Source organism: Mucilaginibacter aquaedulcis (assembly GCF_030409325.1).
Classification (GTDB): Bacteria; Bacteroidota; Bacteroidia; order Sphingobacteriales; family Sphingobacteriaceae; genus Mucilaginibacter; species Mucilaginibacter aquaedulcis.
In genome coordinates this window covers 513,794-536,127 of record NZ_JAUFPR010000003.1, presented here as the reverse complement: position 1 = coordinate 536,127, position 22,334 = coordinate 513,794, and the positions used below count along the sequence as shown (strand labels likewise).

24 protein-coding genes and 1 tRNA gene are annotated in these 22,334 nt (G+C 44.2%); 10 read left to right on the top strand and 15 right to left on the bottom strand.

Features of this window, described 5'->3' with window-relative positions:
• Nucleotides 1-255: 255 nt before the first annotated feature.
• A complete protein-coding gene (locus tag QWZ01_RS17545) occupies nt 256-624 on the top strand; it encodes a hypothetical protein (protein WP_290325484.1) in 369 nt (122 codons plus the stop codon).
• A complete protein-coding gene (locus QWZ01_RS17540; RefSeq protein ID WP_353959420.1) occupies nt 576-797 on the top strand; it encodes a YciE/YciF ferroxidase family protein in 222 nt (73 codons plus the stop codon). Before QWZ01_RS17545 ends, QWZ01_RS17540 begins: the two co-directional genes overlap by 49 nt.
• Nucleotides 798-888: 91 nt before the next feature.
• On the opposite strand, the gene QWZ01_RS17535 is transcribed toward QWZ01_RS17540, so the two are convergent.
• The 3 genes from QWZ01_RS17535 to QWZ01_RS17525 are packed head-to-tail and all read right to left on the bottom strand — an operon-like array spanning nt 889 to nt 3,894.
• Nucleotides 889-1,614, bottom strand: coding sequence for a DUF3891 family protein (locus QWZ01_RS17535; protein WP_290325482.1), 726 nt, complete (start codon nt 1,612-1,614; stop codon nt 889-891).
• Nucleotide 1,615: 1 nt separating this feature from the next.
• On the bottom strand, nt 1,616-2,674 hold the full coding sequence (locus QWZ01_RS17530) for a glycoside hydrolase family 130 protein (protein WP_290325480.1): 1,059 nt from the start codon (nt 2,672-2,674) through the stop codon (nt 1,616-1,618).
• A gap of 32 nt (nt 2,675-2,706) precedes the next feature.
• Nucleotides 2,707-3,894, bottom strand: a complete 1,188-nt coding sequence (locus QWZ01_RS17525; RefSeq protein ID WP_290325478.1) for an ATP-binding protein — start codon at nt 3,892-3,894, stop codon at nt 2,707-2,709.
• A 230-nt stretch (nt 3,895-4,124) separates the two neighbouring features.
• On the opposite strand from QWZ01_RS17525, the gene QWZ01_RS17520 reads away from it, so the two are divergent.
• Genes QWZ01_RS17520 through QWZ01_RS17500 form a run of 4 tightly spaced genes read left to right on the top strand, consistent with a single transcriptional unit; the run spans nt 4,125 to nt 7,482 of the window.
• On the top strand, nt 4,125-5,336 hold the full coding sequence (locus tag QWZ01_RS17520) for a zinc-dependent alcohol dehydrogenase (protein WP_290325476.1): 1,212 nt from the start codon (nt 4,125-4,127) through the stop codon (nt 5,334-5,336).
• A 39-nt stretch (nt 5,337-5,375) separates the two neighbouring features.
• Complete coding sequence (locus QWZ01_RS17515; protein ID WP_290325475.1) at nt 5,376-5,945, top strand: DUF4142 domain-containing protein; 570 nt, start codon at nt 5,376-5,378, stop codon at nt 5,943-5,945.
• Nucleotides 5,946-5,956: 11 nt separating this feature from the next.
• On the top strand, nt 5,957-6,967 hold the full coding sequence (locus QWZ01_RS17510) for an SDR family oxidoreductase (protein WP_290325472.1): 1,011 nt from the start codon (nt 5,957-5,959) through the stop codon (nt 6,965-6,967).
• A gap of 23 nt (nt 6,968-6,990) precedes the next feature.
• Entirely contained in the window at nt 6,991-7,482 is a 492-nt protein-coding gene (locus tag QWZ01_RS17500; protein ID WP_494337322.1) for a DUF4142 domain-containing protein, read from the top strand.
• Between the two features lie 168 nt (nt 7,483-7,650).
• Here the strand turns inward: QWZ01_RS17500 and QWZ01_RS17495 are convergent, their stop codons facing one another.
• The 4 genes from QWZ01_RS17495 to QWZ01_RS17480 form a co-directional block, all read right to left on the bottom strand.
• The gene (locus tag QWZ01_RS17495; protein WP_290325467.1) at nt 7,651-8,136 is read right to left on the bottom strand and encodes a DUF4385 domain-containing protein; all 486 of its coding nucleotides are present in this window, start codon (nt 8,134-8,136) and stop codon (nt 7,651-7,653) included.
• Nucleotides 8,133-10,655 carry an excinuclease ABC subunit UvrA gene (locus QWZ01_RS17490; protein WP_290325466.1) on the bottom strand — a complete coding sequence of 841 codons (2,523 nt, stop codon included), beginning with the start codon at nt 10,653-10,655 and terminating at the stop codon, nt 8,133-8,135. Before QWZ01_RS17490 ends, QWZ01_RS17495 begins: the two co-directional genes overlap by 4 nt.
• Nucleotides 10,656-10,695: 40 nt before the next feature.
• Nucleotides 10,696-10,953: an exonuclease/endonuclease/phosphatase family protein gene (locus tag QWZ01_RS17485; RefSeq protein ID WP_290325464.1), complete on the bottom strand. Its 258-nt coding sequence runs from the start codon at nt 10,951-10,953 to the stop codon at nt 10,696-10,698.
• Between the two features lie 1,622 nt (nt 10,954-12,575).
• Nucleotides 12,576-12,803 (bottom strand): response regulator, encoded by a 228-nt coding sequence (locus QWZ01_RS17480; protein ID WP_290325462.1) that lies wholly within the window; start codon nt 12,801-12,803, stop codon nt 12,576-12,578.
• A 489-nt stretch (nt 12,804-13,292) separates the two neighbouring features.
• Here QWZ01_RS17480 and QWZ01_RS17475 point away from each other — a divergent pair, with 489 nt between their 5' ends.
• Together QWZ01_RS17475 and QWZ01_RS17470 are read left to right on the top strand one after the other, a co-directional pair.
• Nucleotides 13,293-13,676, top strand: a complete 384-nt coding sequence (locus QWZ01_RS17475) for a hypothetical protein (protein WP_290325460.1) — start codon at nt 13,293-13,295, stop codon at nt 13,674-13,676.
• 8 nt (nt 13,677-13,684) lie between these two features.
• The gene (locus tag QWZ01_RS17470) at nt 13,685-14,059 is read left to right on the top strand and encodes a hypothetical protein (protein ID WP_290325458.1); all 375 of its coding nucleotides are present in this window, start codon (nt 13,685-13,687) and stop codon (nt 14,057-14,059) included.
• A gap of 473 nt (nt 14,060-14,532) precedes the next feature.
• Here QWZ01_RS17470 and QWZ01_RS17465 read toward each other — a convergent pair whose 3' ends face one another.
• The 7 genes from QWZ01_RS17465 to QWZ01_RS17440 form a co-directional block, all read right to left on the bottom strand.
• On the bottom strand, nt 14,533-15,693 hold the full coding sequence (locus QWZ01_RS17465; protein ID WP_290325456.1) for a hypothetical protein: 1,161 nt from the start codon (nt 15,691-15,693) through the stop codon (nt 14,533-14,535).
• Nucleotides 15,694-15,978: 285 nt separating this feature from the next.
• Nucleotides 15,979-16,587: a hypothetical protein gene (locus QWZ01_RS17460; protein ID WP_290325455.1), complete on the bottom strand. Its 609-nt coding sequence runs from the start codon at nt 16,585-16,587 to the stop codon at nt 15,979-15,981.
• A complete protein-coding gene (locus QWZ01_RS17455) occupies nt 16,577-17,047 on the bottom strand; it encodes an RNA polymerase sigma factor (protein ID WP_290325454.1) in 471 nt (156 codons plus the stop codon). The genes QWZ01_RS17460 and QWZ01_RS17455 overlap by 11 nt, the downstream gene beginning before the upstream one ends.
• A gap of 641 nt (nt 17,048-17,688) precedes the next feature.
• A complete protein-coding gene (locus QWZ01_RS17450) occupies nt 17,689-17,940 on the bottom strand; it encodes a hypothetical protein (protein ID WP_290325453.1) in 252 nt (83 codons plus the stop codon).
• 13 nt (nt 17,941-17,953) lie between these two features.
• Nucleotides 17,954-18,079 (bottom strand): ORF6N domain-containing protein, encoded by a 126-nt coding sequence (locus QWZ01_RS26030; protein WP_353959419.1) that lies wholly within the window; start codon nt 18,077-18,079, stop codon nt 17,954-17,956.
• Nucleotides 18,080-18,228: 149 nt separating this feature from the next.
• Entirely contained in the window at nt 18,229-19,458 is a 1,230-nt protein-coding gene (locus QWZ01_RS17445; protein WP_290325452.1) for a site-specific integrase, read from the bottom strand.
• A 194-nt stretch (nt 19,459-19,652) separates the two neighbouring features.
• Nucleotides 19,653-19,740: transfer RNA gene (locus QWZ01_RS17440), tRNA-Ser, on the bottom strand.
• 264 nt (nt 19,741-20,004) lie between these two features.
• Between QWZ01_RS17440 and QWZ01_RS17435 the strand changes: the two genes are divergently transcribed.
• Nucleotides 20,005-20,976, top strand: a complete 972-nt coding sequence (locus QWZ01_RS17435) for a polyprenyl synthetase family protein (RefSeq protein WP_290325448.1) — start codon at nt 20,005-20,007, stop codon at nt 20,974-20,976.
• Between the two features lie 162 nt (nt 20,977-21,138).
• A complete protein-coding gene (gene cdaA / locus QWZ01_RS17430) occupies nt 21,139-21,930 on the top strand; it encodes a diadenylate cyclase CdaA (RefSeq protein ID WP_290325446.1) in 792 nt (263 codons plus the stop codon).
• 3 nt (nt 21,931-21,933) lie between these two features.
• On the opposite strand, the gene QWZ01_RS17425 is transcribed toward cdaA, so the two are convergent.
• Nucleotides 21,934-22,302 (bottom strand): hypothetical protein, encoded by a 369-nt coding sequence (locus tag QWZ01_RS17425; protein ID WP_290325444.1) that lies wholly within the window; start codon nt 22,300-22,302, stop codon nt 21,934-21,936.
• Between the last annotated feature and the right edge of the window lie 32 nt (nt 22,303-22,334).

The window sequence follows — 22,334 nt, the reverse complement described above, 5'->3', positions numbered from 1 at the left end:
TCCGAAAACATATTTAGGTTTTATAGAAATAGGAGTAGGCAGTTATTAATGAATATATTATCAATACAATGATGGATAAGATCAACAAGTAAGCGATATTGACCGCTTGCGATTCTTAAACATATAATAAATATATTAACCTATATAAATATATAAAGGTCGTGACATGTTAGTTTATATATTGCAAATTGATTTCTATCGACGTTGGAAGCCACATTTTTTTTGTATAATAATATTTGCCATTACCAGTTGACTATGGCTGTTAATGCCACTATCCTCATTCATTTTGTCAACCAGATTCGAAAAGGCCGTTTCCCTGCTAAACTTCATTATAAAATTCATAGTCTGATTTTTTTTGCACATATAAAGCAAGTTTTGTTTGTCATACAACTAATCGACACGCTGCCGGCTATTTCTGAAGCTGCGATCTCGGATGATTTTAAGACGCCTTCGAAATGCTCTTTACAGAAACCGGCACCCATGGCAGCCGACTTGAAGAGATCTTTGGGGATGAGATTGGAACTGGAAATTCGTAAATGCGAATCCGCGGCCGGAATCCTGGATGAAGCAAAGAGATCATCGATGCCACGGAAGAATGTACCGCGCGGTGCGATGTCGGCCTGATTCTCGCCGGCCAGAAAGCGGAACATTATGAGATCGCTTCATACGGTAGCATGATCGCTTTGGCCAAGACGCTGGGTTATTACGAAGTGGCAGAACTGCTGGAACCGACGCTGGATGAAGAAAAAACGGCTGATGCCAAACTGACCGAGATCGCCCGAACCCAGGCAAACTAAGCGGCCAGTAGCGAGCCGGCAAACGAACAAAAATGGAGTGATGTGTGGAGAGGGTCGCTTATTTTAAGCGGCCTTTATTTTGTTTAAAGGCTCATCTTTGAAACTGCCAGCGTTTTTCGCTGACTTTCGCCGCCCGGAAAGCATTACGGAATTCCGCTGCATCCTTAAAAGTCAATTGCGGGATCAGGCGCGTTTCGTAATACAACTCAAAAGCGGGCAGCTCAAAAGGCCACGGTGCTACCGTCAGCGTGTCGGCAGCCGTCTGGATCAGCTGGTAGCTTTTATCATTGGGCCCGTTACTTATCTCCACCGCCCGCGCCTCCGGCTGGTTCTCCCGCTGACAAAGTAACAGTGACAGAGCATCGCACCATTCCAACAGGCGGTAATCCCGCTCTGCTTCCGCTATAGTCAAATTCAGTTCCCGTCGCCAGGTTTTTTGTAAAGCTTTTTGTGTTTTAAGGAATCTGATGGCGTGCGCATTACCCGCGCAGTCTGCACCATAAATAAAATCCAAATGCATAGAACACAGCAAAGCAATATAGCGGCTCTTGGATAAGGCGAAATCCATTGTCTGCGTACAATGCCGCTGCTCGAATACCTTCATTTTGAAATTGACCGGGCCGCCTTGTGGCGTCAGCAGGTTATCCCGTTCTAGTTCCACTTGCGCGTCATCATGTTCGGCGATAGCCAGCAGCGTTTCCAGCCAGCGCTCTGTCCGGATGGTATGGCTCCAATGATAAGCGATCTGCGCGGCCAGTTGGCCGTGCGCCCGTTGCGTAATGATCTCCCAGCCGGCTTCAGTATAATTTATGATCATCTTAGGCTTGGATAATAGCGAGCTTGCTGAGAATCTCGCTGATGGAAAAATGAGCGCCGCAAACAAACTCATCGGCCGCGCCATAATAAACAGTCAAACGGTCGCCTTCGACCACATGTCCATTGGTAAATACCACGTAACCAAAGAAACCGCTTAATTCATAAGCCTCCGTCGGCACCATGATCGGTTCAACCGTGCGCGCAATCACTTTAGACGGTTCTTCCAGGTCCATTAAAAATGCTCCTAAACAATATTGCTGTTCCGCATTGGCTCCGTGATAGATCTCCAGCCAGCCGCGTTCCGTGCGTATCGGTGCCGCGCCTGCGCCGACGCGCGAACTGTCCCAAAGCCCCGGACGGGTTTTGATCAAGCACTTGTGATTGCCCCACTGCAGGCCGTCGGAAGATTCCGCCAGCCAGATATAATTGCCGCCGATCTCCTTACTGCTGGGCCGGTGCAGGCAATAAAATTTCCCGCCGATCTTTTCTTCAAAGATCGCGCAGTCCTTGTTATGCGGCGGCAGGATCATGCCGCCGGATTCAAAATGCTGCCAGTCGCGGGTGATTTGTAAACCCACGCCGATACCACTGTCGGACACCGCCGTATAAGTCAGGTAATAAGTGTCATCTATTTGCGTTACCCGGCAATCTTCAATCCCGAACCGCTCCAAATACCCCTTACCAAACAAGGAAGGCGTAAAATCAGGCTCGTGAAAATAAATACCATCATCACTTGACAATAATCGTAAATGCGAGATCGTGGTCAGGTAATTCAGGCCCTTATATTTGATGACCCTGGCGTCTGTCGCAATTAGGTCCGGGTCGTTTAACGGTACTTCGATGATCTCCGTATTGCCGGTAGCATTCAGCGCCGGGAAAAAGATCGCGCCCTCTTTCCTGGCTACGCCTTCAGCGACCCGTACCAGCAGCCAAATTTTATCTTCAAAGGAAAATACGCCCGGATTCAGGAGGCTTATGATCTGTAAACCATCACTGCTGGGCTTTAAGTCCTTGGGCAACAATAATGGATTTTCAGGGAAACGCTGCGCGATATCTTTCATGCTTTGCCAACATTAATTTAAGGGAGATGGTTTTAGTTTTTTTCCTGCACGTGGTAAACCATTTTAGCATTATCAGGTATAGTGAACCAAAATGCAGAGCCTTTACCCGGTTCGGTTTCCACGCCGATTTCCCCACCATGCTGGCGGATAATATTAGCGCAGATATAAAGCCCCAGCCCTAAACCGGATGCCCGTTGCTTATATTCTTCCACCCGGTAATAACGCTCAAATATCTTAGCCGCGCTTTCCGGCGGAATGCCCTGGCCTTTATCGATCACAGCTACCTTTGTGCAGTGTTCAAGTTTTTCCACCCGCACGACAAGCTCGTTCGACTCCGGCGCGTACTTGACCGCATTATTCACAAAATTGATCAGTACTTGGCCGATCTTATGCTGGTCGGCAACGACCTTTGGCGAATGGTTGCCTTCATATTTGATATGGTATTTTCCTTCCAGCTGGATATGGCTGCAACAGCCGTCAATCACGTCGGCCAAAGTAAATAAAGTGGTGTTTAAAGTCAGTTGCCCATTATCGATCTTGGTTGAGTTGAGCAGGTCGCCGACCAGATGGTTCAGCTTGGTCGTATGCCGCTCCGCGCTCGCCATCAGCTTTTTCAGGTTATCCGTGATCTCACCGCTACCGGCGATCATCCGGCTGACAACCTGTAAGGTCGCCTGCAGGCTGGTGATCGGTGTTTTCAGTTCATGACTCGCAACACTGATGAATTCTTCTTTTTGTATGCGAAGATTATATTTTTCAGTGATGTCCTCGATGATGGTATAACCCAGCGTTCCCCCTTGGTCGGGAAAAAGAATAGAGGTGACCTGGCACCAGATCTTGCTACCGTCCCGGCGCTGCAGACAGGTTTCTAGGCTGAATGAGGGTGTCGAGCGCTGCCACAGCTTTTCCTGCAAAAAACGCCAGTCCTTATGGCAATCTTTAGGTACATAATCAAAGATCGCCGTGCCGATAATTTCTTCCTTGTTTTCGTAGCCAAGCAGTTCCACCATAGCTGGGTTGGCCTGCAGGATCTTCAGTTCGCAAGAAATAATCTTATTCCCCAGCCGCGATGCTTCAAAAAGTGTCCGGAAGCGCACCTGGCTTTCCTGGTACTGCCTGTCCTCCGAAAGTATTTTTGCTTTGTATTCCGGGTATTGCGGTCTTTTAACTTCTGCGGTCAATGCGGCAACTTGTGCGGCGGGGTCATGTAGGGCTTCCATGTTTAAAAGTTTATCTTAACTCCTAAACCGTGAAGAGTGGGAAAAAAGAGATGGCTAATAGAATAGCAATCCAAAGCACAAATTGTTTCAGGGTGACTTTACGGCAGATGTTGCAGAAATGCCTGTGAAGGGCTGGGGTTTAAAAATAAGTTAAAAAATATAATTTTTATTTAAATACAGCCCAAACTATAAGCCTCAAGCCCTGTTCCTTAAAGACATCAAAACTTACTATGAAAGCAGCAGTATTCCACAAACCCGGCGATATCCGCTATGATACCGTTGAAGATCCGCGCCTGGAACAGGACACGGATGTTATATTAAAAGTTACCTCTACCGCGATCTGTGGCTCTGACCTGCATATCCTGAGCGGCGGCGTCCCGCAAACCAAACCCATGGTCATGGGTCATGAGTTTATGGGCATTGTCGAAGAAGTTGGCAAAGGCGTGAAGAATCTGAAGAAAGGCGATCGCGTGGTTGTCCCGTTCCCGATCTCCTGCGGTCATTGCTTCTTCTGCCAGCATGAAGCCTCCCCTGCGTGTGAGAACTCCAACTATAAACATTACGGACCTGAAGGCGACATGGCGGACAACAAAGGTGCTGCATTATTTGGTTATACCGATCTGTATGGCGGTTATTCAGGCGGCCAAGCCGAATACGTACGTGTGCCTTACGCTGACATCAGCCCGCGCGTCGTACCGGAAAACATGACCGATGAGCAGGTACTGTTCCTGACCGATATTTTCCCGACCGGCTGGTCAGCTATTGACTGGGCGCAATTAAAAGGCGGCGAGGTTGTTGCTATATTTGGTTCCGGCCCTGTTGGCCTGATGGCACAGAAAGCCGCCTGGTTAAACGGCGCAAGCCGCGTAATCGCTATCGATCCGCTCAACTACCGTTTAGAAAAAGCCAAAACCGTTAACAAAGTAGAAACGCTCAATCCGCATGAAGTAGATGTGGTGGAAGCTATCCGCGCCATGACCGGTGGCCGTGGTGCCGATGTTTGTGTGGATGCCGTTGGCTTCGAACCTGAACGTGACCTGCTGGACAAGGCCAAAGCCCTCTTTAATTTCGAAGCAGGCAGCATGAAAGTATTGGATATGGCTTTGAAGGCCGTGCGTCGGATGGGTACCGTTTCCATTATGGGTGTTTACGGCTCTACCTATGACAACTTCCCGCTGCACCGTGCCTTTGACAAAGGCATCACCCTGAAAATGGGCCAGGCACCGGTATTGAATTATATCGATCACCTGATCGAACTGGTTAAAGCTGAAAAAGTGGTACTTGACGATATCATTACCCACACCTTGCCTTTAAGCGAAGTTACCCATGGTTACGAAATCTTTAATAACAAGGAAGAAGACTGCGTAAAAGTAGTACTTAAACCATGGGAGCAGCGAAAAACTACCAAAAACGAAGATGAACCCATCAAAATAGAGAACTAACTTCCCTCAACAACAAAACATCATTAAACAAAAATAAACATGGAAAACAACACCACCCCACGCCGGGATTTTATTAAAAAATCAGTAGCGCTGAGCGCAGGCCTGACTATAGCAGGCAGCCTGCTGCAATCTTTCGATGCCGAAGCGGCAGTAGCCCCCGGCAGTCCGATGGCCGCTAATGAAAAAGAATTCCGTATGGGAGTGATAGGCCCCGCTGAATTATCACTGGCCACCAGCCAGATCGCGGTTGGTAAAGCCATGAACAAAAACGCAAAAGAATTTGCAGGATTTGAATTGGGCGAGGCAATTGCTGTAACTGGCGTGCTAAAAGACCTGGGCACACCGGTACCGCCGATGGATGCCAAAGCAAAAGCCACACTGGAAAAAATTAAATCAACCCCGGCCGGCCCTGAGTTTGACAAAGCCTACATCAAGGCGCAATTAGAAAACCATGAGTTTCTACGCGACCTGGCTCAGAATTATATCAGCAAAGGAAAAATGGCCGGAGCCGCTGAAAACCAGGGCAGGCACCTGGCGACTTTATCCTTAGCCGTTTTTAAAGAACACGTAGCCATTACCAGCCGGATCTTAAAAGAGTTGGGCGCTTAAAACAAGAACCGATGAACGAAGAAAATAAAATCACCCGGCGGCAGGTCGTCGCCGGGCTCGGTGCCACCCTGGCCGCCGCCGCAGTATCACCTGCATTGGCCGCAACCGGTACTAGCAACAAGGCAATTGCCGATGGTCCTGCAAAAATCAGCGACCCTACCAAACTTTATCCCAAACCGCCTTACAAAAGCCAGCCGCAACCCTGGCCGGGCCTGCAAAGCAAAATGGACCCAATTCCTGACTGCGGCGAAACCAGCTATAAAGGCTCAGGCCGTTTGATGGGCCGAAAGGCTTTGATTACCGGCGGCGATTCCGGTATGGGTCGCGCAGCTGCTATCGCTTACGCCCGCGAAGGCGCGGATGTGGTGATCAACTATTACCCCAGCGAAGAACAGGACGCGCAGGAAGTTATCGCATTGATCAAAAAGGAAGGCCGCAAAGCGGTTGCGGTTCCCGGCGACCTGCGCAGCGAAGACTTCTGCAAAACACTGGTGCAAAAAGCTGTCACCGCCCTGGGCGGACTGGACATCATCGTTAATAATGCCGGCCGCCAGCAGTCAGTCGTCTCTATCGCCGACCTGACGACCGAAGAGTTCGATGCGACCATGAAAACCAATATCTACGCACCCTTTTGGATCATCAAAGCCGCGCTTCCTCATTTACCTGCAGGATCGGCCATTATTGGTACTACCTCTGAGCAGGCTTATGACCCCTCGCCGGACCTTTATGCTTATGCGCAAACCAAAGCTGCGACCATGAATTACGTAAAATCGCTGGCCAAACAACTCGGCCCGAAAGGTATCCGCGTCAATGGCGTGGCTCCCGGACCGGTCTGGACGGCCTTGCAGATCAGTGGCGGCGCGCAGCCTGAAAAACAACAGATGTTCGGCAGCTGGACGATGCTGGGCAGACCCGGCCAGCCCGCCGAGTTAGCTTCTATCTATGTACAATTAGCCGCTGCTGATGCCAGCTTTGCAACCGGGCAGATCTACGGTTCATCCGGCGGTGTCGGCATGCCATAAGCTAAAAACACTATGAAAAACACATTCATCCTCATATCCTGTGCCTTGCCGGATTAAGTGCCAAAGCGCAGATCCCGCAGCCCGATCCGGACACCACGGCGAAACATTTCCTGATCGTAGCCAGCATCAAAAACCTGCAGGAAGCGAGCGCAGGAAATCTGGCCGCGCAGAAAGCCCTGCGGGCCGACGTTAAAATGTTCGGCCAGATGATGGTTAAAGACCATGGTGAAGCAGAACAAAAGCTGTTACAACTGGCCAAACGTATAAGCATCTCCTTACCGGCTGCCGCGACCGGCGGTATCCAACCCGACCTGATGCTGAAAAATGCCGGCAGTAATTTTGATCAGCTGTACGTACACGGAATGGTCAGCGGCCATCGCAATACGGTTGAAGTTTTCGAAAACTACGCCACCACCGGCAAAGATCCGGCTGTGAAAGCTTTCGCCCAGGCAATGCTGCCGACGCTGAAACACCACCTGATGCAGATCGAAGCGATCGAAGCTAAACTGAAATAACAACGAAGTTAAAGTAGCCTTGTCACCGGGCTGCTTTTTAAAACCATCAGTTAGATCCAGCGGGAGCATGGTCAATGTTATGTTCTGAGCCGCGAACATCCTTAGCCGCCACGTCAGTGTTTTCTATAAATATAATTTTGTCCGACCTGTTTAATGCGGAAAACCGGATTAACCGCGCATTTTTTTCCAGTCTGACTTTATAGCCGAATAGGTTTCATTTTGCTCTGCCTTCTTCCAGACTGCATAGAAGACAGCGGCTGCTTTCGCTTTTTCTTCCTGACCGGTGCCCCTGGGCATTAGAGCGTAATCGTGTGCCGCATCATATTTCCTGCCGCCTTTATAATTGGCATAACGCCTTGCGCGCGTAAAGCCCATTTGCAGATATTTGCTCGCTATATCGGCACCGACAAACTCTCCTTTAGCCAGGTAGTCTAAAAACTGACGATAGATTTTCTTGCTGCTTTCCTGCGCGATTGCCTCGTCTTTAAACCTCCAGTGTGGGCCGATCTCACTTTTATAAGGTTCACAGCTCAATACCCCTTGTTCTCCTTTCCCGACACGATATAGCTCAGGATGCCGGCGATAATCAATATCCGGTTTCCAGGCATAAGCTTCGTTGTTGAAGTTTAAATAGGATGGCGTGTCCGGTTTCATAAATGTTTAGCCAGGTATGGAGCCGTACGGCTTTGTTTATTCTTAATGATATCGGCCGGTTTGCCTTCTGCAACTATCATTCCGCCTGCCTCACCTGCGCCCGGGCCAATGTCGATCACCCAGTCACTGGCTGCGATCACTTCCATATCGTGTTCTACCAGTATTACGGAATTACCTGCGTCAACAAGTCGGTTCAATTGCAGCAGCAAGCGTTCTACGTCCGACGGATGCAAACCGGTCGTCGGTTCGTCCAGTACATACAGGGTCTGCCCATGCTGGGCGCGCTGAAGTTCGGTCGCCAGTTTTATGCGCTGCGCTTCACCGCCCGACAATTCGGTTGCCGGCTGGCCCAGCCGCAGATATCCTAGACCGACCTCACGAACCACTTCCAGCGCCCGGCTGACCGATGGTTCCTCGTCAAAGAAATCAGCCGCCTGATCAACGGTAAGCCCAAGCACCTCGGCGATGTTCCTGTCCTTGTATTTAACTTCCAGCGTTTTGCGGTTATAGCGCGTGCCGCTGCAGGTCGGACAGGGCGTATACACGCTTGGGAGGAATAACAGCTCCACCATGACCATCCCTTCGCCTTCGCAATGCGGGCAACGGCCCTTAGCGACATTGAAGGAAAATTGCCCAGCGTCGAATTTTCTCGCTTTGGCCGCCGGTGTAGCTGCAAATAATTTCCTTACGTGGTCAAATAAGCCAGTATAGGTAGCCAGATTGGAACGCGGTGTGCGGCCGATGGGTTTCTGATCGACCACTACCAATCGCTTGATGTTTTTCATTCCGTCCGTGATCTGACCGGAGAGGGTTTGTACCTCAGCCTGCTCCAGGGGATCAGCTTCCGTCTCACCGGTGATATCAACCTGCAAACCAAGCTGATCAGCAACCAGTTCTACCAGTACCTGACTGACCAGACTGCTTTTACCTGATCCGGAGACGCCTGTCACGCTTGTCAGCAACCCTAAAGGAAAAGCCGCATTCAGGCCAGAAAGATTATTCCGGGTGATGCCTTCGAGTTTCAGCCAGGCTTTCGGGATACGCGGATCGCTGACTACTTTCGCCGCATCATCATAAATGTAGTGCCGGGTCAGTGATTCCTTCACATGCCGCAAGCCGTCCGGTAAACCACTGTACAGGATATGCCCGCCCTTTTCGCCGGCCGCAGGTCCTACATCGACAATCCAGTCGGCATGACGGATCACGTCGATCTCATGTTCGACCACAAACAGTGAATTGCCGGAAGCTTTCAGTTTATCCAGCGCCCTTAATAGTGCTTCAGTATCGGCAGGGTGAAGCCCGGCAGAAGGTTCGTCTAAAACATATACCACCCCGAAAAGGTTGGAGCGAACCTGTGTAGCCAATCGAAGACGCTGCAATTCTCCGGGAGATAGAGTCGGCGTACTTCTTTCGATGGTCAGGTATCCTAAACCCAGATCAAGCATGACCTGAAGGCGGGCGATGAAGTCTTCGGCGATGCGTTTGGCTACCACTACTTTTTCAGGGTGTTCTGCCGCTATCTTTTTTAGAGCAACTGCTTCACCGGTTGCGTAGGGCGCGAAGATCTTCGCCAGCTTGTCAAGGGCGAGCCTTGACAGTTCAGCAATATCATAACCGGCGAATTTAACCGACAAGGATTCCTGCCGCAGACGCTTTCCATTGCAAACGGGACATTCGCTGCTGATCATGTATTGTGAAACTCGTTTTTTCATCAGGGCACTCTGCGTATTGGCAAAAGTGTGCCTGACATACCGGCGCGCGCCGGTAAACGTGCCCATATAGTCGGGCTGTCGCTTGCTTTTGATAAAGCGCTGAATTTCGTCATGCGTATAGCCCGAATAAACGGGCACCACAGGCTGCTCTTCTGTAAACAGGATCCAGTCCCTGTCTTTTTGGGGAATGTCTTTCCAGGGGATATCAATATTGTAACCCAGGGTAGTAAGAATATCACGCTGGTTCTGGCCCTGCCAGGCTGAGGGCCATGCAGCAATAGCTTTCTGGCGGATGCTCAGGCTGTCATCAGGAACCATGGTTTTTTCCGTGATCTCATAAACCCGGCCCAGACCATGGCATTCTGTACAGGCACCTTCCGGCGTATTGGGAGAAAATGATTCGGCATAGATGATGCTTTGACCGGATGGGTAATCACCGGCACGGGAATAAAGCATGCGCAATAAATTAGACAGGGTCGTAACGCTGCCCACAGATGACCGGGTACTTGCCGCACCGCGTTGCTGCTGCAGGGCTACTGCCGGCGGCAGTCCTTCGATCTCATCCACCTCGGGGATCGCCATCTGATTGAACAGACGGCGGGCATAGGGCGAAACTGACTCCAGATACCTGCGCTGTGCCTCCGCATATAAAGTACCGAAAGCCAGTGAAGATTTGCCCGAACCCGAGATACCTGTAAAAACGACCAGCGCATCACGGGGAATATCAAGACTTATATTTTTGAGGTTATGCTCGCGCGCTCCGCGCACGCGAACGAAGCCGTTAAACCCTTCGTCAATTTTAGTCATGAACTTTAAACAGGAAACAGCAACCTAAGTTTGCAGATAATCATCCCTGAATCTCGATCCATACCGGCGCATGATCACTGCTGTGTTCCCAGCCACGCACATGCTTATCCACTCCGGCTGAAGTTAAGCGGATACTCAGATCTGCATTTAATAGAAAATGATCAAGCCTTAACCCGGCATCCCGCCCGTATGCATTACGCAGGTAGTCCCAAAAAGTATAGATGCGTTCATCAGGATAAAGTTTGCGGACAGCATCATCCCATCCCTGTTTGATCAGTGTTTGGAAAGTCCGCGACATCGATGATGAGGTAATCGTCATTATATTTGTAACCTATGACGATCTTGTCATAGTGGATTTCCATTTTTGTATTTTCATTCATAAGCTGAAATTTGATGTGTGCATGGTCGCGGCTTTCCAGCATGTCCAGATGCCTCAGGGCAGAACGAGTACGGTAAGAAAATGAACAGCAAGGTTCGACATTTTCTTGGAGGTCAACCCAGCTATGTTTTATTATATGGATGCTGAGTTTGAAACACCAACAGTTTAAGAATAAAAATCAATAAAAAAGGATGCCAGTTATCAACCTGACATCCGCTTTCACTGAAATAACTCTTCTAATCATTGAATGTTTCAAAATAACAAATGAGTAGATGGGAATAACAAATGTGTCAGCTATATAATATTGTCACTGTCCGCATCGTTTTTATGTACTACTCTCAATCTTTTACCGGATAATCTTTTTTATACATAGATAGTGATTCAATGATAATTTTATAACATTTAATTTTAAAGTCTAAGCAACAGCACTTCATTCGTATTTGACCGTCAATGACGGCAATTAATGGCGACATCTTATGCACTTTACAAATTTGTTTTTCAACGTCGGTCTGGAAGTCATATTTATAATCGTTCATAACAAAATAAGTCAAAATAAAACCTCCTTACACTCGCTGCTTGGAGGTTTTTGAATTAAACATTAGTACACTTAATTTACTTTACTCCCCGAAGATTTCCGTTAGCCGGGAGTGAGAAGGTGGAAATTGGCTACGGTCGCTCTCGCTGCTCACATAACCATATAAAATTTATAATAAAACCTGATTTGAAGATAAAAAGGAAAATCATTACAAGTTGGGGATTAATACTCATTATGAGTGGTGGTATTTACTTTACTGCCGCAATGTTCAATCCGATATTTGATTGAATCATTGTTCGGAGAGTTTGATACCGACCAATACATTCACTTATCAATTTTTACCAAAGGGTAATCTTTCTTCAAAAAAAACGGTAAATTTTTCGAGCATCAATTTATAACACACCGCTTTGATTCAGCGCAACAGCATTTCATTTCCATTTTTGAATCTATAATTTTAATAGACGGTGCCATCTTATGCACTGGACGAGTTTGTTTGCTTATTTCCAATTGAAGGATATGAAAAAAATCTTCCATTAGCTCGAGTTTAAAGTCATTTAAAAACTCAAGGGAATAATGAGCTATTTCTTACGGCTAACTAATTTGGGGCGGAGGTATCGATGCGACAACGCAGAGGTGTTAAAGTTTCACTTATAGAAAATAAAAACCCCGGAAGTAATCCGAGGTTCAAGACGTTGGCAGTCATCCATAACTCGCACCCCAACATGGTGACACAAAAGTATTTATTTGCTATATATTAATACGTAGCAATACGGTTGTCCTTACAGAAAATAAACTCTCTCAACTGGTTTTCACCTAGGTTAATTTTCTTTTTCATAGTTTTGGTTTAGGCAGCTGAAAAAGGGTTAACCATTTGTATTGGATCCTATCGAAAGGCTTTGGAAGGTAATCATTACCATGACAGCCTTTACTCCATCAATTACGGCATGTGTTGCTGAAACGGTTATTTTCGGAATAGACATCGTCGCCGGGGAATTTTTTAAATTCACTACATATAGCTTTCATTGACATCACCAAGCGTGACGTCAAGTAAAATGACATCCGGACTGGATTCTGCTATCGCACTATTTACATTATACCCATCTACCAATTCATTAACTTGATATCCTTCGTCTGAAAGAATGTAATTTACTATTTTAACAATAGCTACTTCGTTATCAATTAGTAGTATTTTTTGAATTTTTTTATTTGTTGTGATTAATACTACTTTTATCACACTCAATAAAAAAACGCTGGAAAGGCGCTTGATTTTCGTAGGCGGATATTTGTATTTTGTATATTTTGCCTGCTTTTTACACAGCCTAGTAACGTTTAACGTCGTGTTTCAATTAAGTCAAAGATTGTTAATCAAAGGCTTATTCTAATACGGCAACATTTGCAGCGATTTTTATGGCTTAACAATTTGTTACTTACGAAGTATATTTACCGTGCCGTATGAGTCTTTATTAGTATTGGCTATTAAAAGTTAAAAAGATGAATGGTATCACCTAAGGATATATTCATTAAGTACAACTGTAGAGGTTGAGCAGAAAGGTTTCTAGTTGCACAGCTAAGGGCCGACAGGAAGTGTAAACCAAAAATTTGAGCCTTGTCCTTGTGTTGAATTTACGCCAATGCTAATAAGAAATAAACTTTTACAAACGATTTCAAAAATTGCATATGCTAATAAAATTAGCATAGCTTTGTATTCACAAAAAATTACCCAATGAATCACTTCAATATCAAAACAGAAAACGGACAGAATTTTATTACTTTGGAAACCGCCGACTTTAAGATGCTTATTTCAAAAGATAGGGAACTTTCTGAAAACGATTACGGATATCTGTACGAAGGTACCGCATATGTCGAAGTAACTAAAGACCGGGAACATGAATACTTTGTTTTCGAGGTAGTGAGCCTTACGGAAACTGACGATATTGAAAGATCAAAGAAGCTTACAAATGAAGCAATGAAATTCTTTTTCCATTCGGTAATAGGCGTAGAGTACTTCACTGTCAGCGTTCCTGAATTTTCAGAGTTTTATGATGCAGATCTTTATCTACCAGAAAACGATTCAAACGAAATTGATGATAAACAATTGCCATTCTGATTTGAACTATGGACAGGGTTCAACCTCGAATACTATCCGAGGAAGATTTGCAGCGCAAGAAGCTAGAGGAAGCGAACGCCGCCAGCAAAAAATATCAGGAGCAATTAGATAAGGCGGCAAAGAAGTTAAACGCTCAAAAACTGTTTGATCGTGCAGTGGCATCGGGATCATGGCTATACGATCCTAAAGATAAAGTTTGGTACACACCAGAAGAATTCCTTCATGCTTACGCCAAATACTTTGATGATCATGAATTATTTCACAGGATTAAGGTTATGCATCCAGACATTGGCGTACATGCAGGCTACAAACAACTGGAAGCTTTGCAGGAAAAATTAAAGGCATTTACGCTAAGGGTGATCGAATATTACCGGCATAAATAATACTCGTAATGACTTTCGATGATATCGAAGATTGATCAAGAATTTCTTTGGGATGGGGACACCTATGTATCAAAACGCTGATAACTATTAGAGTGAGATGAATCAGAATTACCCTAAATTTCTATATAAGAAGTCATATGCTAACAATGAGGCGTTCGAAGGGTTCATTTCGCTAACGCAAACGTTTTAAAGATAAAATTAGTTAGATAAAAGGAATTGACCAATTGTAGACACCATTTTATGCGGTTGTCCCAAAATTAACATTGACAGAAATATTAATGGATAGTAAAGACTTTTTTACTGTCCTCGCATCAATGTCGAACTTTGGTTAGGATGGCACGTCGATAGTAACGTCCAGTGCAATAGTAAAATTTCAACATGTTTTTTTCTGGTATAAAAATGGACTTCAGGTTTGCCCGGATAGGAGTGTCACTGTATGCAGCCACTACACTCACTGACGTTCGTTTCTACATTTAGGCCTGTATGAATGGTCTTGATGGAGATGAAATTTCCTTTATAACAAGCTTTCCACTATTCCAGCGTTTTAATTTATTTGCTTTTTTAATGGCCGCCCTGTCTTTTATCTGTTTGTTCGGCGCGTAATAATCCGGCATAAAATTTTTCATGGCATCGTGAATAACAGACGAACTTTCTTTTGCCAGCAAATCGGGATTGGTTTTTACCAGATCAGCCAATGCAAAAGTCATACTGGAAGCATAATAAGGGCAATCCCAGTCATGTCGATAAGGATCGTCACCCTTAATGTTAACCTTTTGTAATGGATGGGAAATATCTTCAATAATTTCTGCAATACCGCCCCCAAAAACATTGGTATATTCCGCAATAAAATGGTTCCACCAGCGCGGGTGGTGCGGTAATTCTTTTAGCAGTGTGTCGCAGATCAGAATACGATGAGGAAAATCCGGGTTTTTAGGATTCATGATAACCAAAGACGTTCCGAAATGACCTTCTTTCAACGAATGCCTGCTGCAAATGACAAAGAATTGCAGCGATGTTTCATTTGCATAAGCTATAGATTTGGTCACATTTTTGACATCATGCAGCCTGTCTTCTAAAAAGCCACGCTGAAATAGCACATGTAAGTTTCGTTCAGATTGTGTTAAACCCCGTTTGCTGTTTTCATCGAACACATGAGCATTTGCAGGGCGGCTGGTAAAATGGTTGCCACTGTTATAGCGTATTTCAGATTCACAGGGATAGCTATCGACGGCGGCGTTATCGCCACTTTCGGTTTGCTTGTCTGGATGGATGGACCGGAATGGGATATGCATAGTTTCGCAACTCATCCGGCGCGCAAGATTATATAAACGTTGTTCGGTTGGAGCAAATGCAGGATCCCCGGTAACCTCATCAAAATAAACATTTTTAGCACTCCGTCCTAAATGATCAGCGACGAAGCGATTCTTTAATAGTTGTTGTAGGGGTGCGTCAATGGAAAGGAAGTAATCCCGCAGCGCATTGTTAGCTAAATATTCGTCCAGCGATTGATCAAACTGAAGCAAGGCTTTCTCGGGGTTAGCTTTGACCCACCTCAGCAAAAATTTGAACATTTTATTTTCAAAACGAATGTTTTTCGCCTCTGTTATTTCCTTGCTACAAAAACGCTGTTTCATGTCGTCTGAAAAAACTCTTTAAGTTTAATTCTTAAATATAATGATCAAGGCCTGTTTTATTTCTTCATTGTTTTTAATATCACTGCGTTATACGGTTAACTTTCAAACATTTGTTAAAACTACTCGACGGAGATCATTCCGGTAACCGAAAAAATGGAAATGTTTAAGCTACCAGGTTACTCATCGTTAAATTCCAATATGTGGAACAGATTGAGCACTTACGATAGGAAGATAAATGGCAAATAATAAAAATAAACAAGACGATTTCAACATGAAATTAGAATGTTATGCGTTATTGATATCATTGTCAACTAACTGCCCGTTCAAAGACTCCAGTTTTTCAATGGTATGAGCCAGTTGCTTGATTGTTTTTAACTCTTGGCGCTTGGCAAATGCCCAGGCGATAGCTAAAAAGCCTGAAGGCACCAAGTAAAGGAGTGCCGCAAGGATTGCAATGATAGACTTAGCACCTTGAAGCAAATACAACCATAAACCAACCGTGAGCAAACAAAAATAAACATCTATCATCACTTTATGCATAAATTCATTCTTATGCTGGATACGAATTAACTGGTTTATATATTCTTGACTGCTGCTACTTATTTTCCTTTTAAACAGCATGGGCAATAGCTGGTTGTTGGTAATAAGATAGGCTACAACCCCAATAATCATTAATGCTAAACCTATATTGGTAGTACACTCCCGGTTATTAATACTCAAGCCGGCCTTCAACATAACGACGATGCTTGCTGTTAACGCAACGATTTGAACCATCATTTTGAAGCGGAAAGCTTTTCGAATCTTCGCGGCCTTTTGTATTAAAATAGCGGAGTCAGGTCTTTCATGTGATGCTCGCTTACTCCATAGTGCTTTAAAATCTGGTTCAGTGCTCATGATTTTTAAATTTTTTTGATAATCGTTCTTTAATACGATGAATTTTTACCCTGATATTGGTTTCGTTAAGTCCTATAATCTTCGCAATCTCAGCTTGCTTGATATTTTCAAGCTCAAGGGAAATAATCAATCGGTCGATCTCAGGAAGCTCGGCGATACATTGATATAAAAATTGCACTTTGAGTTCAATGTTTGTGTCGATGGCTTCTTTCATATCCTCGGGAAATTCTGCGCGTGGCATACGATTTTTCAGTTCTATTTGTCGCAGGCAATTATTGGTGGCTATACGGAATATCCACGTACCGACCGCAGCCTCGCCTCTAAACTTTGGCAATTGGTTCCAAATGGCAACAAAAGTATCCTGGGCAATATCTTTCGCCCAATCGTGATCGTTAACGTAACCCATCGATATACGAAATACTTTGTCCCAATAATTTTTATAGATTTCGTCAAACGTCATTTCGCTTGTTAGATGACCATCCTTCAAAAATGCTACACCCGTCAAAAAAAAAGATAGATAGAGCATGGTCGTCTACATGGTAGTGACAATGAATCTGTAACCATTATCGTTTTTACTACTGTCTGTGCAAAAAAAATGCTAATTGTAGCCATAAATTATGAGCAATCGACGATGAGAGTGTTTAACCTCGGGCCGTTTTATCCTAAACCTGGACTCGAAGCGCAAATCTAAAATGTATTCAGCTTCAAGTCATCAAGAAAATAGTTCGAGATTTGACCACTGTCGAAAGAAGGAAAGGACTCGAATAACTAACCATCATTTTCCTCGATTAGGGAATAAGGCCATCGGAAATTAAAGCAACGAGCCCAAAAAAGATAAATGTACATATTCGTTTGTATTTTAATGTTTACACTAGGCTCCCTTTACTTTTGTTTATGAACTGGCTAGCAATACCACGGAACAGCGAATCTCCGACAACATTAAGGAATTGTGGTAGATGTTAATCAATTCGCCAATCGCTTTTTCAGAAATATTAGCATAAGAATTATATCAAAAATCAAAAAACGGAGTGTCATAGATAACCAACAGCTAACCAGACGAAAAACTTTCTAAACTGGTCAGGGAGAAGAATACATATTAACTTAATTTTCGTCTGGCTTGAAGCCAATTCTTGTTCTTTTTGGTTGAGCTTCTTGCTTATCATTTAATTCGTCAAGATACAAGAAAACCATCTCTAGGTTTTTATCGGTTTTGGAAAGTCTCTTTTTCAATTGCTCGATCGCCAACCTTATCTCTGCTTTGTTGAGTAAAAACCTCGTCACGCTATGAAACACCCGCATGATTTGAATATTTACCGCTACTGCCGTTTCGCTTTTTAAAACGCTTGACAACATTGCTACGCCTAATTCAGAATGCCATAGGTGCTACCGGTGAGAACTTGATTCTATCCGGCAGGTTATCACAATTTGTGATAACCTGTTGCCATTCATTTTTATGGAGCACAAACATAAAGTTTTCTGGAAATCGTTTTATATTCCTTTTGACCGCTTGTTTGAGAGCTCTCGTTTCTACCTGTTACAAGCCTGCAAGGTCGAAGTCGAACATGACCTTTTGATTTCTAACGTGGTAAATACTATTGATGACCTCTTCAGTTGTGATATTATTTATCATCTTGTGCTTTTTTAAAGATTAACGAAAGTTAATTTGTTTTTTAAAGCTGCCATGTCTTCACTTACTTTGATGTCCAATATTTTAGCGTAATGCTGGGTCGTGCGAATATTTTTGTGACCAAGCATTTTAGAAACACTTTCAATGGAGACCCCATTGGCCAAAGTAACGGAGGTAGCGAAGGTATGGCGGGCGATGTGATAGGTCAGCTGTTTAACGATACCGCATACATCCGCTATCTCCTTCAGATAGCTGTTCATTTTTTGATTGGACAGAACAGGAAACACTTTATCCTTGAATAAGCATTCTGCATTGTCTTCATATTTTTGTATGATTTGCAAGGCGACTGGTAATAAGGGTATACGGGATGGGGAATCTGTTTTTTGCCTGCTGGTAAAGATCCATTGCTGCTTATCGACCCCCCGAGTGATTTCCGATCGTTTTAGTTTTTTGACATCGGCATACGCTAAGCCTGTAAAGCAACTGAACAGAAATACGTCTCTGACCTGATTAACCCGGTCACTCACAAACTGTTTTTCCGCTAAAACCTGTATCTCCTCGCTTGTAAGGTAATGTCTTACAACTTCTCTGACTTTAGCCTTATAGTTAACAAAAGGGTCTTTGTCCAGCCAGCCATTCGCAATACAAATACGTATGATTTTTTTAAAATTCTTGATGTATTTGACCGCAGTGTTGTTGCAGCAATTCCTCTCCGACCTCAGATAAAAATCATAAGAAGTAATAAATTCGTGGTCGATTTCACAAATGTCAACGTCGTTTTTTTTGTATTGCCATGCTATAAAATCAATGGTATGCTTTAAGCTGGTTTCATAACGTTCGAGTGTTCCGCTTGCATACTCCTTGCCGATAAGCGATTTGATACGTTTGTTATGTTCTTTGAAAATAGGAACAAGCATCTTAGATCGTTTGGTGTCGGTCTTGCCCAAAAGTCGATCTCTCAAGCTTTCAGCAGTAATCGGTACTTTTGCATCTAACATCAACCGATGTTCCTCAAATACTTTTTGCTCCAAGGTTTTAAGGTATTGATTAAACACCCGCGATTCTTCATTGGTACCGGTCATTTTTTGGGTGTCCGGGTTCCAACGATCCGGTTTAACATAGCGCCTGGAAGTAAATTCAACGCGTTCACCGGCAATGGTTAATCTCAAATAAACTGGGGCGGTCCCGTTGCTTAGGGTTTTGGACTTCTTTAGTGAGAAGTTGATACAGACAGTTCTGATCATCGCTTTAACAATTAATAATTAATAAGTAAACATTTAGCAGTTTCGCGAGACCTAAAATTACGAGGGTCCAATAGGTCTCGCAAGAGGTCTCGATCAGATTGAGATGTATTGCGTTTGGATGCGTTGCTCGTAAACATGAAACGCCCCAAATCCAATGATTTGAGGCGTTTTTCAAGAACTTGATATACTTACGGCGGAGAGGGAGGGATTCGAACCCTCGATACACTTTTGGCGTATACACACTTTCCAGGCGTGCTCTTTCGACCACTCAGACACCTCTCCGGATAAAATTAGTTTGCAAAGGTATAATAATATTGCTTTCGCCGGCAATAAAAAAGCGAAGCCCTGGTTAAGGGCCCCGCGTTACATGAAAACTTTAAACTCAACTAAAAAAATATGGCATTTATAGTATAGAGTGTTAAGCCGGCCTTTGGTTTAATTTAAGTAAAAAATATTTAGCCGTAATGCAGATAAATAATTTTAGCTTATGTTTGCTCCATATTGCCAAAAGGTAGTTTTACACATAAAAAAGCTTGTTTAGTTTAAATGCTGAGCATCAACAACATTAAAAAACCTATCGCCGCCGATATTGATGTGTTTGAGGAGAAGTTCAAGGCTTCTATGCAAAGCTCGGTGCCTCTGCTTGATCGCATAACTCATTATATTGTTAAGCGCAAGGGTAAACAGATCAGACCTATGTTTGTGTTTTTTGCTGCCAGCATTTGCGGGGGCATTAACGAATCAACCCACCGGGGAGCTGCCCTGGTTGAGTTGCTGCATACTGCCTCCCTTGTTCATGATGATGTGGTTGATAACTCTTATCAGCGTCGCGGGTTTTTCTCTATCAATGCTTTGTGGAAAAATAAGATAGCCGTTCTGGTTGGCGACTACCTCCTTTCAAAAGGATTATTGCTTTCTATTGATAACAATGATTTTCATTTGCTTAGGATAGTATCAGACGCGGTAAAGCAAATGAGCGAAGGTGAATTGATGCAAATTGAAAAGGTACGCCGTATGGATATTGGCGAGCCGGTTTACTACGAGGTGATCAGGCAAAAAACGGCATCACTTATTGCGTCATGCTGTGCCTGTGGCGCAGCTTCTGCCGGAGCATCTGATGAAGTGATTGAAAAAATGCGTTTGTTTGGCGAAAAAATAGGTATAGCTTTCCAGATCAAGGATGATATGTTTGATTTTGGTACAGACGATGTAGGCAAACCCCTCGGCATTGATATTAAAGAGAAAAAAGTTACACTCCCGCTTATCTATTCATTGGCTAACGCCAGTGATTCTGAAAAAAAGCGGATTATTAACCTGGTTAAAAACCATAACGATGATCCGGCTAAGATTGCTCAGATCATTAAATTTGTAAATGAAACCGGTGGCTTGCAATACGCCGAAACCCAAATGAAAAAATTTCAAGACGAAGCTTTTGAAATCCTCAACACTTTCCCCGACAGTGACTCGCACCGAGGCCTTGAGCAGCTGGTGAGGTTTACTACCGAGCGTAATAAGTAAGCATTTAATTTCCCGTACGTTAGACTTTTAAATTTAGTTTAGCGCCATTATCTTTATGGTGAATTGAAAATTGTGCAGGGTACTAAAAGTCATACTGATTTAAAAAAAGCGCATCAGGTATTGTGCGGTTATGACTTACCCTTAAACTTATTAACTTCGTAAATGCAATCCATATTTTTAAGCTTCCCAAAAATCACATTTTTTGATATTCTTGATGTGGTGCTGGTGGCCTTTATCATATACCAGCTTTATAACCTCATCAGAGGCACCATAGCCGCAAATATATTTATTGGTTTCGCCGTAATATTTGCTCTCAACTTTGTGGTAAAGGCGCTTGATATGAAGTTGCTTACCGTTATACTGGGCAAGTTTGTTGATGTAGGTATCATTGCTGTAATAGTGGTTTTTCAGCAGGAGGTAAGGCGGTTTTTGCTCTTGGTAGGTAAAAACGCGTCGTTGCAGCGTAATAAGGCGTGGTGGCAATACTTTTTTGGTAAAACCGAGGTAGAGAAGAATAATTATGCCCGTATAAAACCTATCATTGATGCCTGCAAAAGCATGAAACAGACCCGTACAGGCGCGTTAATTGTATTCGCAAAATATTACGATGAACAGTTTTACCAAAACAGCTGCGAGGTTGTGGATGCCAAGATATCAAAGCGACTGCTGGAGAGTATTTTCCAAAAAACAAGTCCGCTGCATGATGGGGCGGTGGTTATCTCCGAAAATAAAATCAAGTCGGCCAGTTGTATATTGCCGCTTACCGAAAAAACTGACCTACCCGCCCAATTTGGTTTACGCCATCGCGCAGGTATCGGGGTAACTGAAGCCAACGAGGCAACGGCTATCATTATATCTGAAGAAACCGGCGAACTCTCCTACGCCAAACAGGGCCGTGTTAAAATGAACATCAGCTTTGCCGAACTTGAAAAAGTATTGAATAAGGATTTTTAATTCCTAAGGCTGCCTGCTCACAGAGTCAGTTTTAAGTTTGCCATAACCTTGTATCAGCATGGTATAATGAGTGTTAGGATCGCCAGGTTTAACCACGGGCATTTTGTCGTCTGATCGTGTTTTAATTACCGGCATATTATCAACTATCTCATCCCTCATAATTTCGCTCACCGTTGGGATAGCTGTAGAAGGTTTACTTATCTGTGGCGAAACAGGCGCTGTTTTGAGCAGGCTGTTAACACGTTTTGATTTAAAATGCTCGTATAAAGAATTACCCTGGGTTTTGCCAGAGATATTAGATTGAGATAATTGCTGAGCTTTTAATTGCGTAATGCTAACAAACATTAAAACAAACAGGCAGGTTGTTCTCATAATTATGAAAGGTTTACACTAATATACTTACA

Excerpts from the sequence above, each read along its gene's own strand:
- QWZ01_RS17525 (WP_290325478.1), bottom strand. The coding sequence starts at position 3,894 with ATGGAAGCCCTACATGACCCCGCCGCACAAGTTGCCGCATTGACCGCA.
- QWZ01_RS17455 (WP_290325454.1), bottom strand. The coding sequence starts at position 17,047 with ATGACGTTTGACGAAATCTATAAAAATTATTGGGACAAAGTATTTCGT.
- QWZ01_RS17520 (WP_290325476.1), top strand. The coding sequence starts at position 4,125 with ATGAAAGCAGCAGTATTCCACAAACCCGGCGATATCCGCTATGATACC.
- QWZ01_RS17490 (WP_290325466.1), bottom strand. The coding sequence starts at position 10,655 with ATGACTAAAATTGACGAAGGGTTTAACGGCTTCGTTCGCGTGCGCGGA.
- QWZ01_RS17470 (WP_290325458.1), top strand. The coding sequence starts at position 13,685 with ATGGACAGGGTTCAACCTCGAATACTATCCGAGGAAGATTTGCAGCGC.
- QWZ01_RS17515 (WP_290325475.1), top strand. The coding sequence starts at position 5,376 with ATGGAAAACAACACCACCCCACGCCGGGATTTTATTAAAAAATCAGTA.
- QWZ01_RS17510 (WP_290325472.1), top strand. The coding sequence starts at position 5,957 with ATGAACGAAGAAAATAAAATCACCCGGCGGCAGGTCGTCGCCGGGCTC.
- QWZ01_RS17445 (WP_290325452.1), bottom strand. The coding sequence starts at position 19,458 with ATGATCAGAACTGTCTGTATCAACTTCTCACTAAAGAAGTCCAAAACC.
- cdaA (WP_290325446.1), top strand. The coding sequence starts at position 21,139 with ATGCAATCCATATTTTTAAGCTTCCCAAAAATCACATTTTTTGATATT.
- QWZ01_RS17425 (WP_290325444.1), bottom strand. The coding sequence starts at position 22,302 with ATGAGAACAACCTGCCTGTTTGTTTTAATGTTTGTTAGCATTACGCAA.
- QWZ01_RS17530 (WP_290325480.1), bottom strand. The coding sequence starts at position 2,674 with ATGAAAGATATCGCGCAGCGTTTCCCTGAAAATCCATTATTGTTGCCC.
- QWZ01_RS17545 (WP_290325484.1), top strand. The coding sequence starts at position 256 with ATGGCTGTTAATGCCACTATCCTCATTCATTTTGTCAACCAGATTCGA.
- QWZ01_RS17535 (WP_290325482.1), bottom strand. The coding sequence starts at position 1,614 with ATGATCATAAATTATACTGAAGCCGGCTGGGAGATCATTACGCAACGG.
- QWZ01_RS17460 (WP_290325455.1), bottom strand. The coding sequence starts at position 16,587 with ATGAGCACTGAACCAGATTTTAAAGCACTATGGAGTAAGCGAGCATCA.
- QWZ01_RS17495 (WP_290325467.1), bottom strand. The coding sequence starts at position 8,136 with ATGAAACCGGACACGCCATCCTATTTAAACTTCAACAACGAAGCTTAT.
- QWZ01_RS17435 (WP_290325448.1), top strand. The coding sequence starts at position 20,005 with ATGCTGAGCATCAACAACATTAAAAAACCTATCGCCGCCGATATTGAT.
- QWZ01_RS17475 (WP_290325460.1), top strand. The coding sequence starts at position 13,293 with ATGAATCACTTCAATATCAAAACAGAAAACGGACAGAATTTTATTACT.
- QWZ01_RS17450 (WP_290325453.1), bottom strand. The coding sequence starts at position 17,940 with ATGTTGTCAAGCGTTTTAAAAAGCGAAACGGCAGTAGCGGTAAATATT.
- QWZ01_RS17465 (WP_290325456.1), bottom strand. The coding sequence starts at position 15,693 with ATGAAACAGCGTTTTTGTAGCAAGGAAATAACAGAGGCGAAAAACATT.
- QWZ01_RS17485 (WP_290325464.1), bottom strand. The coding sequence starts at position 10,953 with ATGTCGCGGACTTTCCAAACACTGATCAAACAGGGATGGGATGATGCT.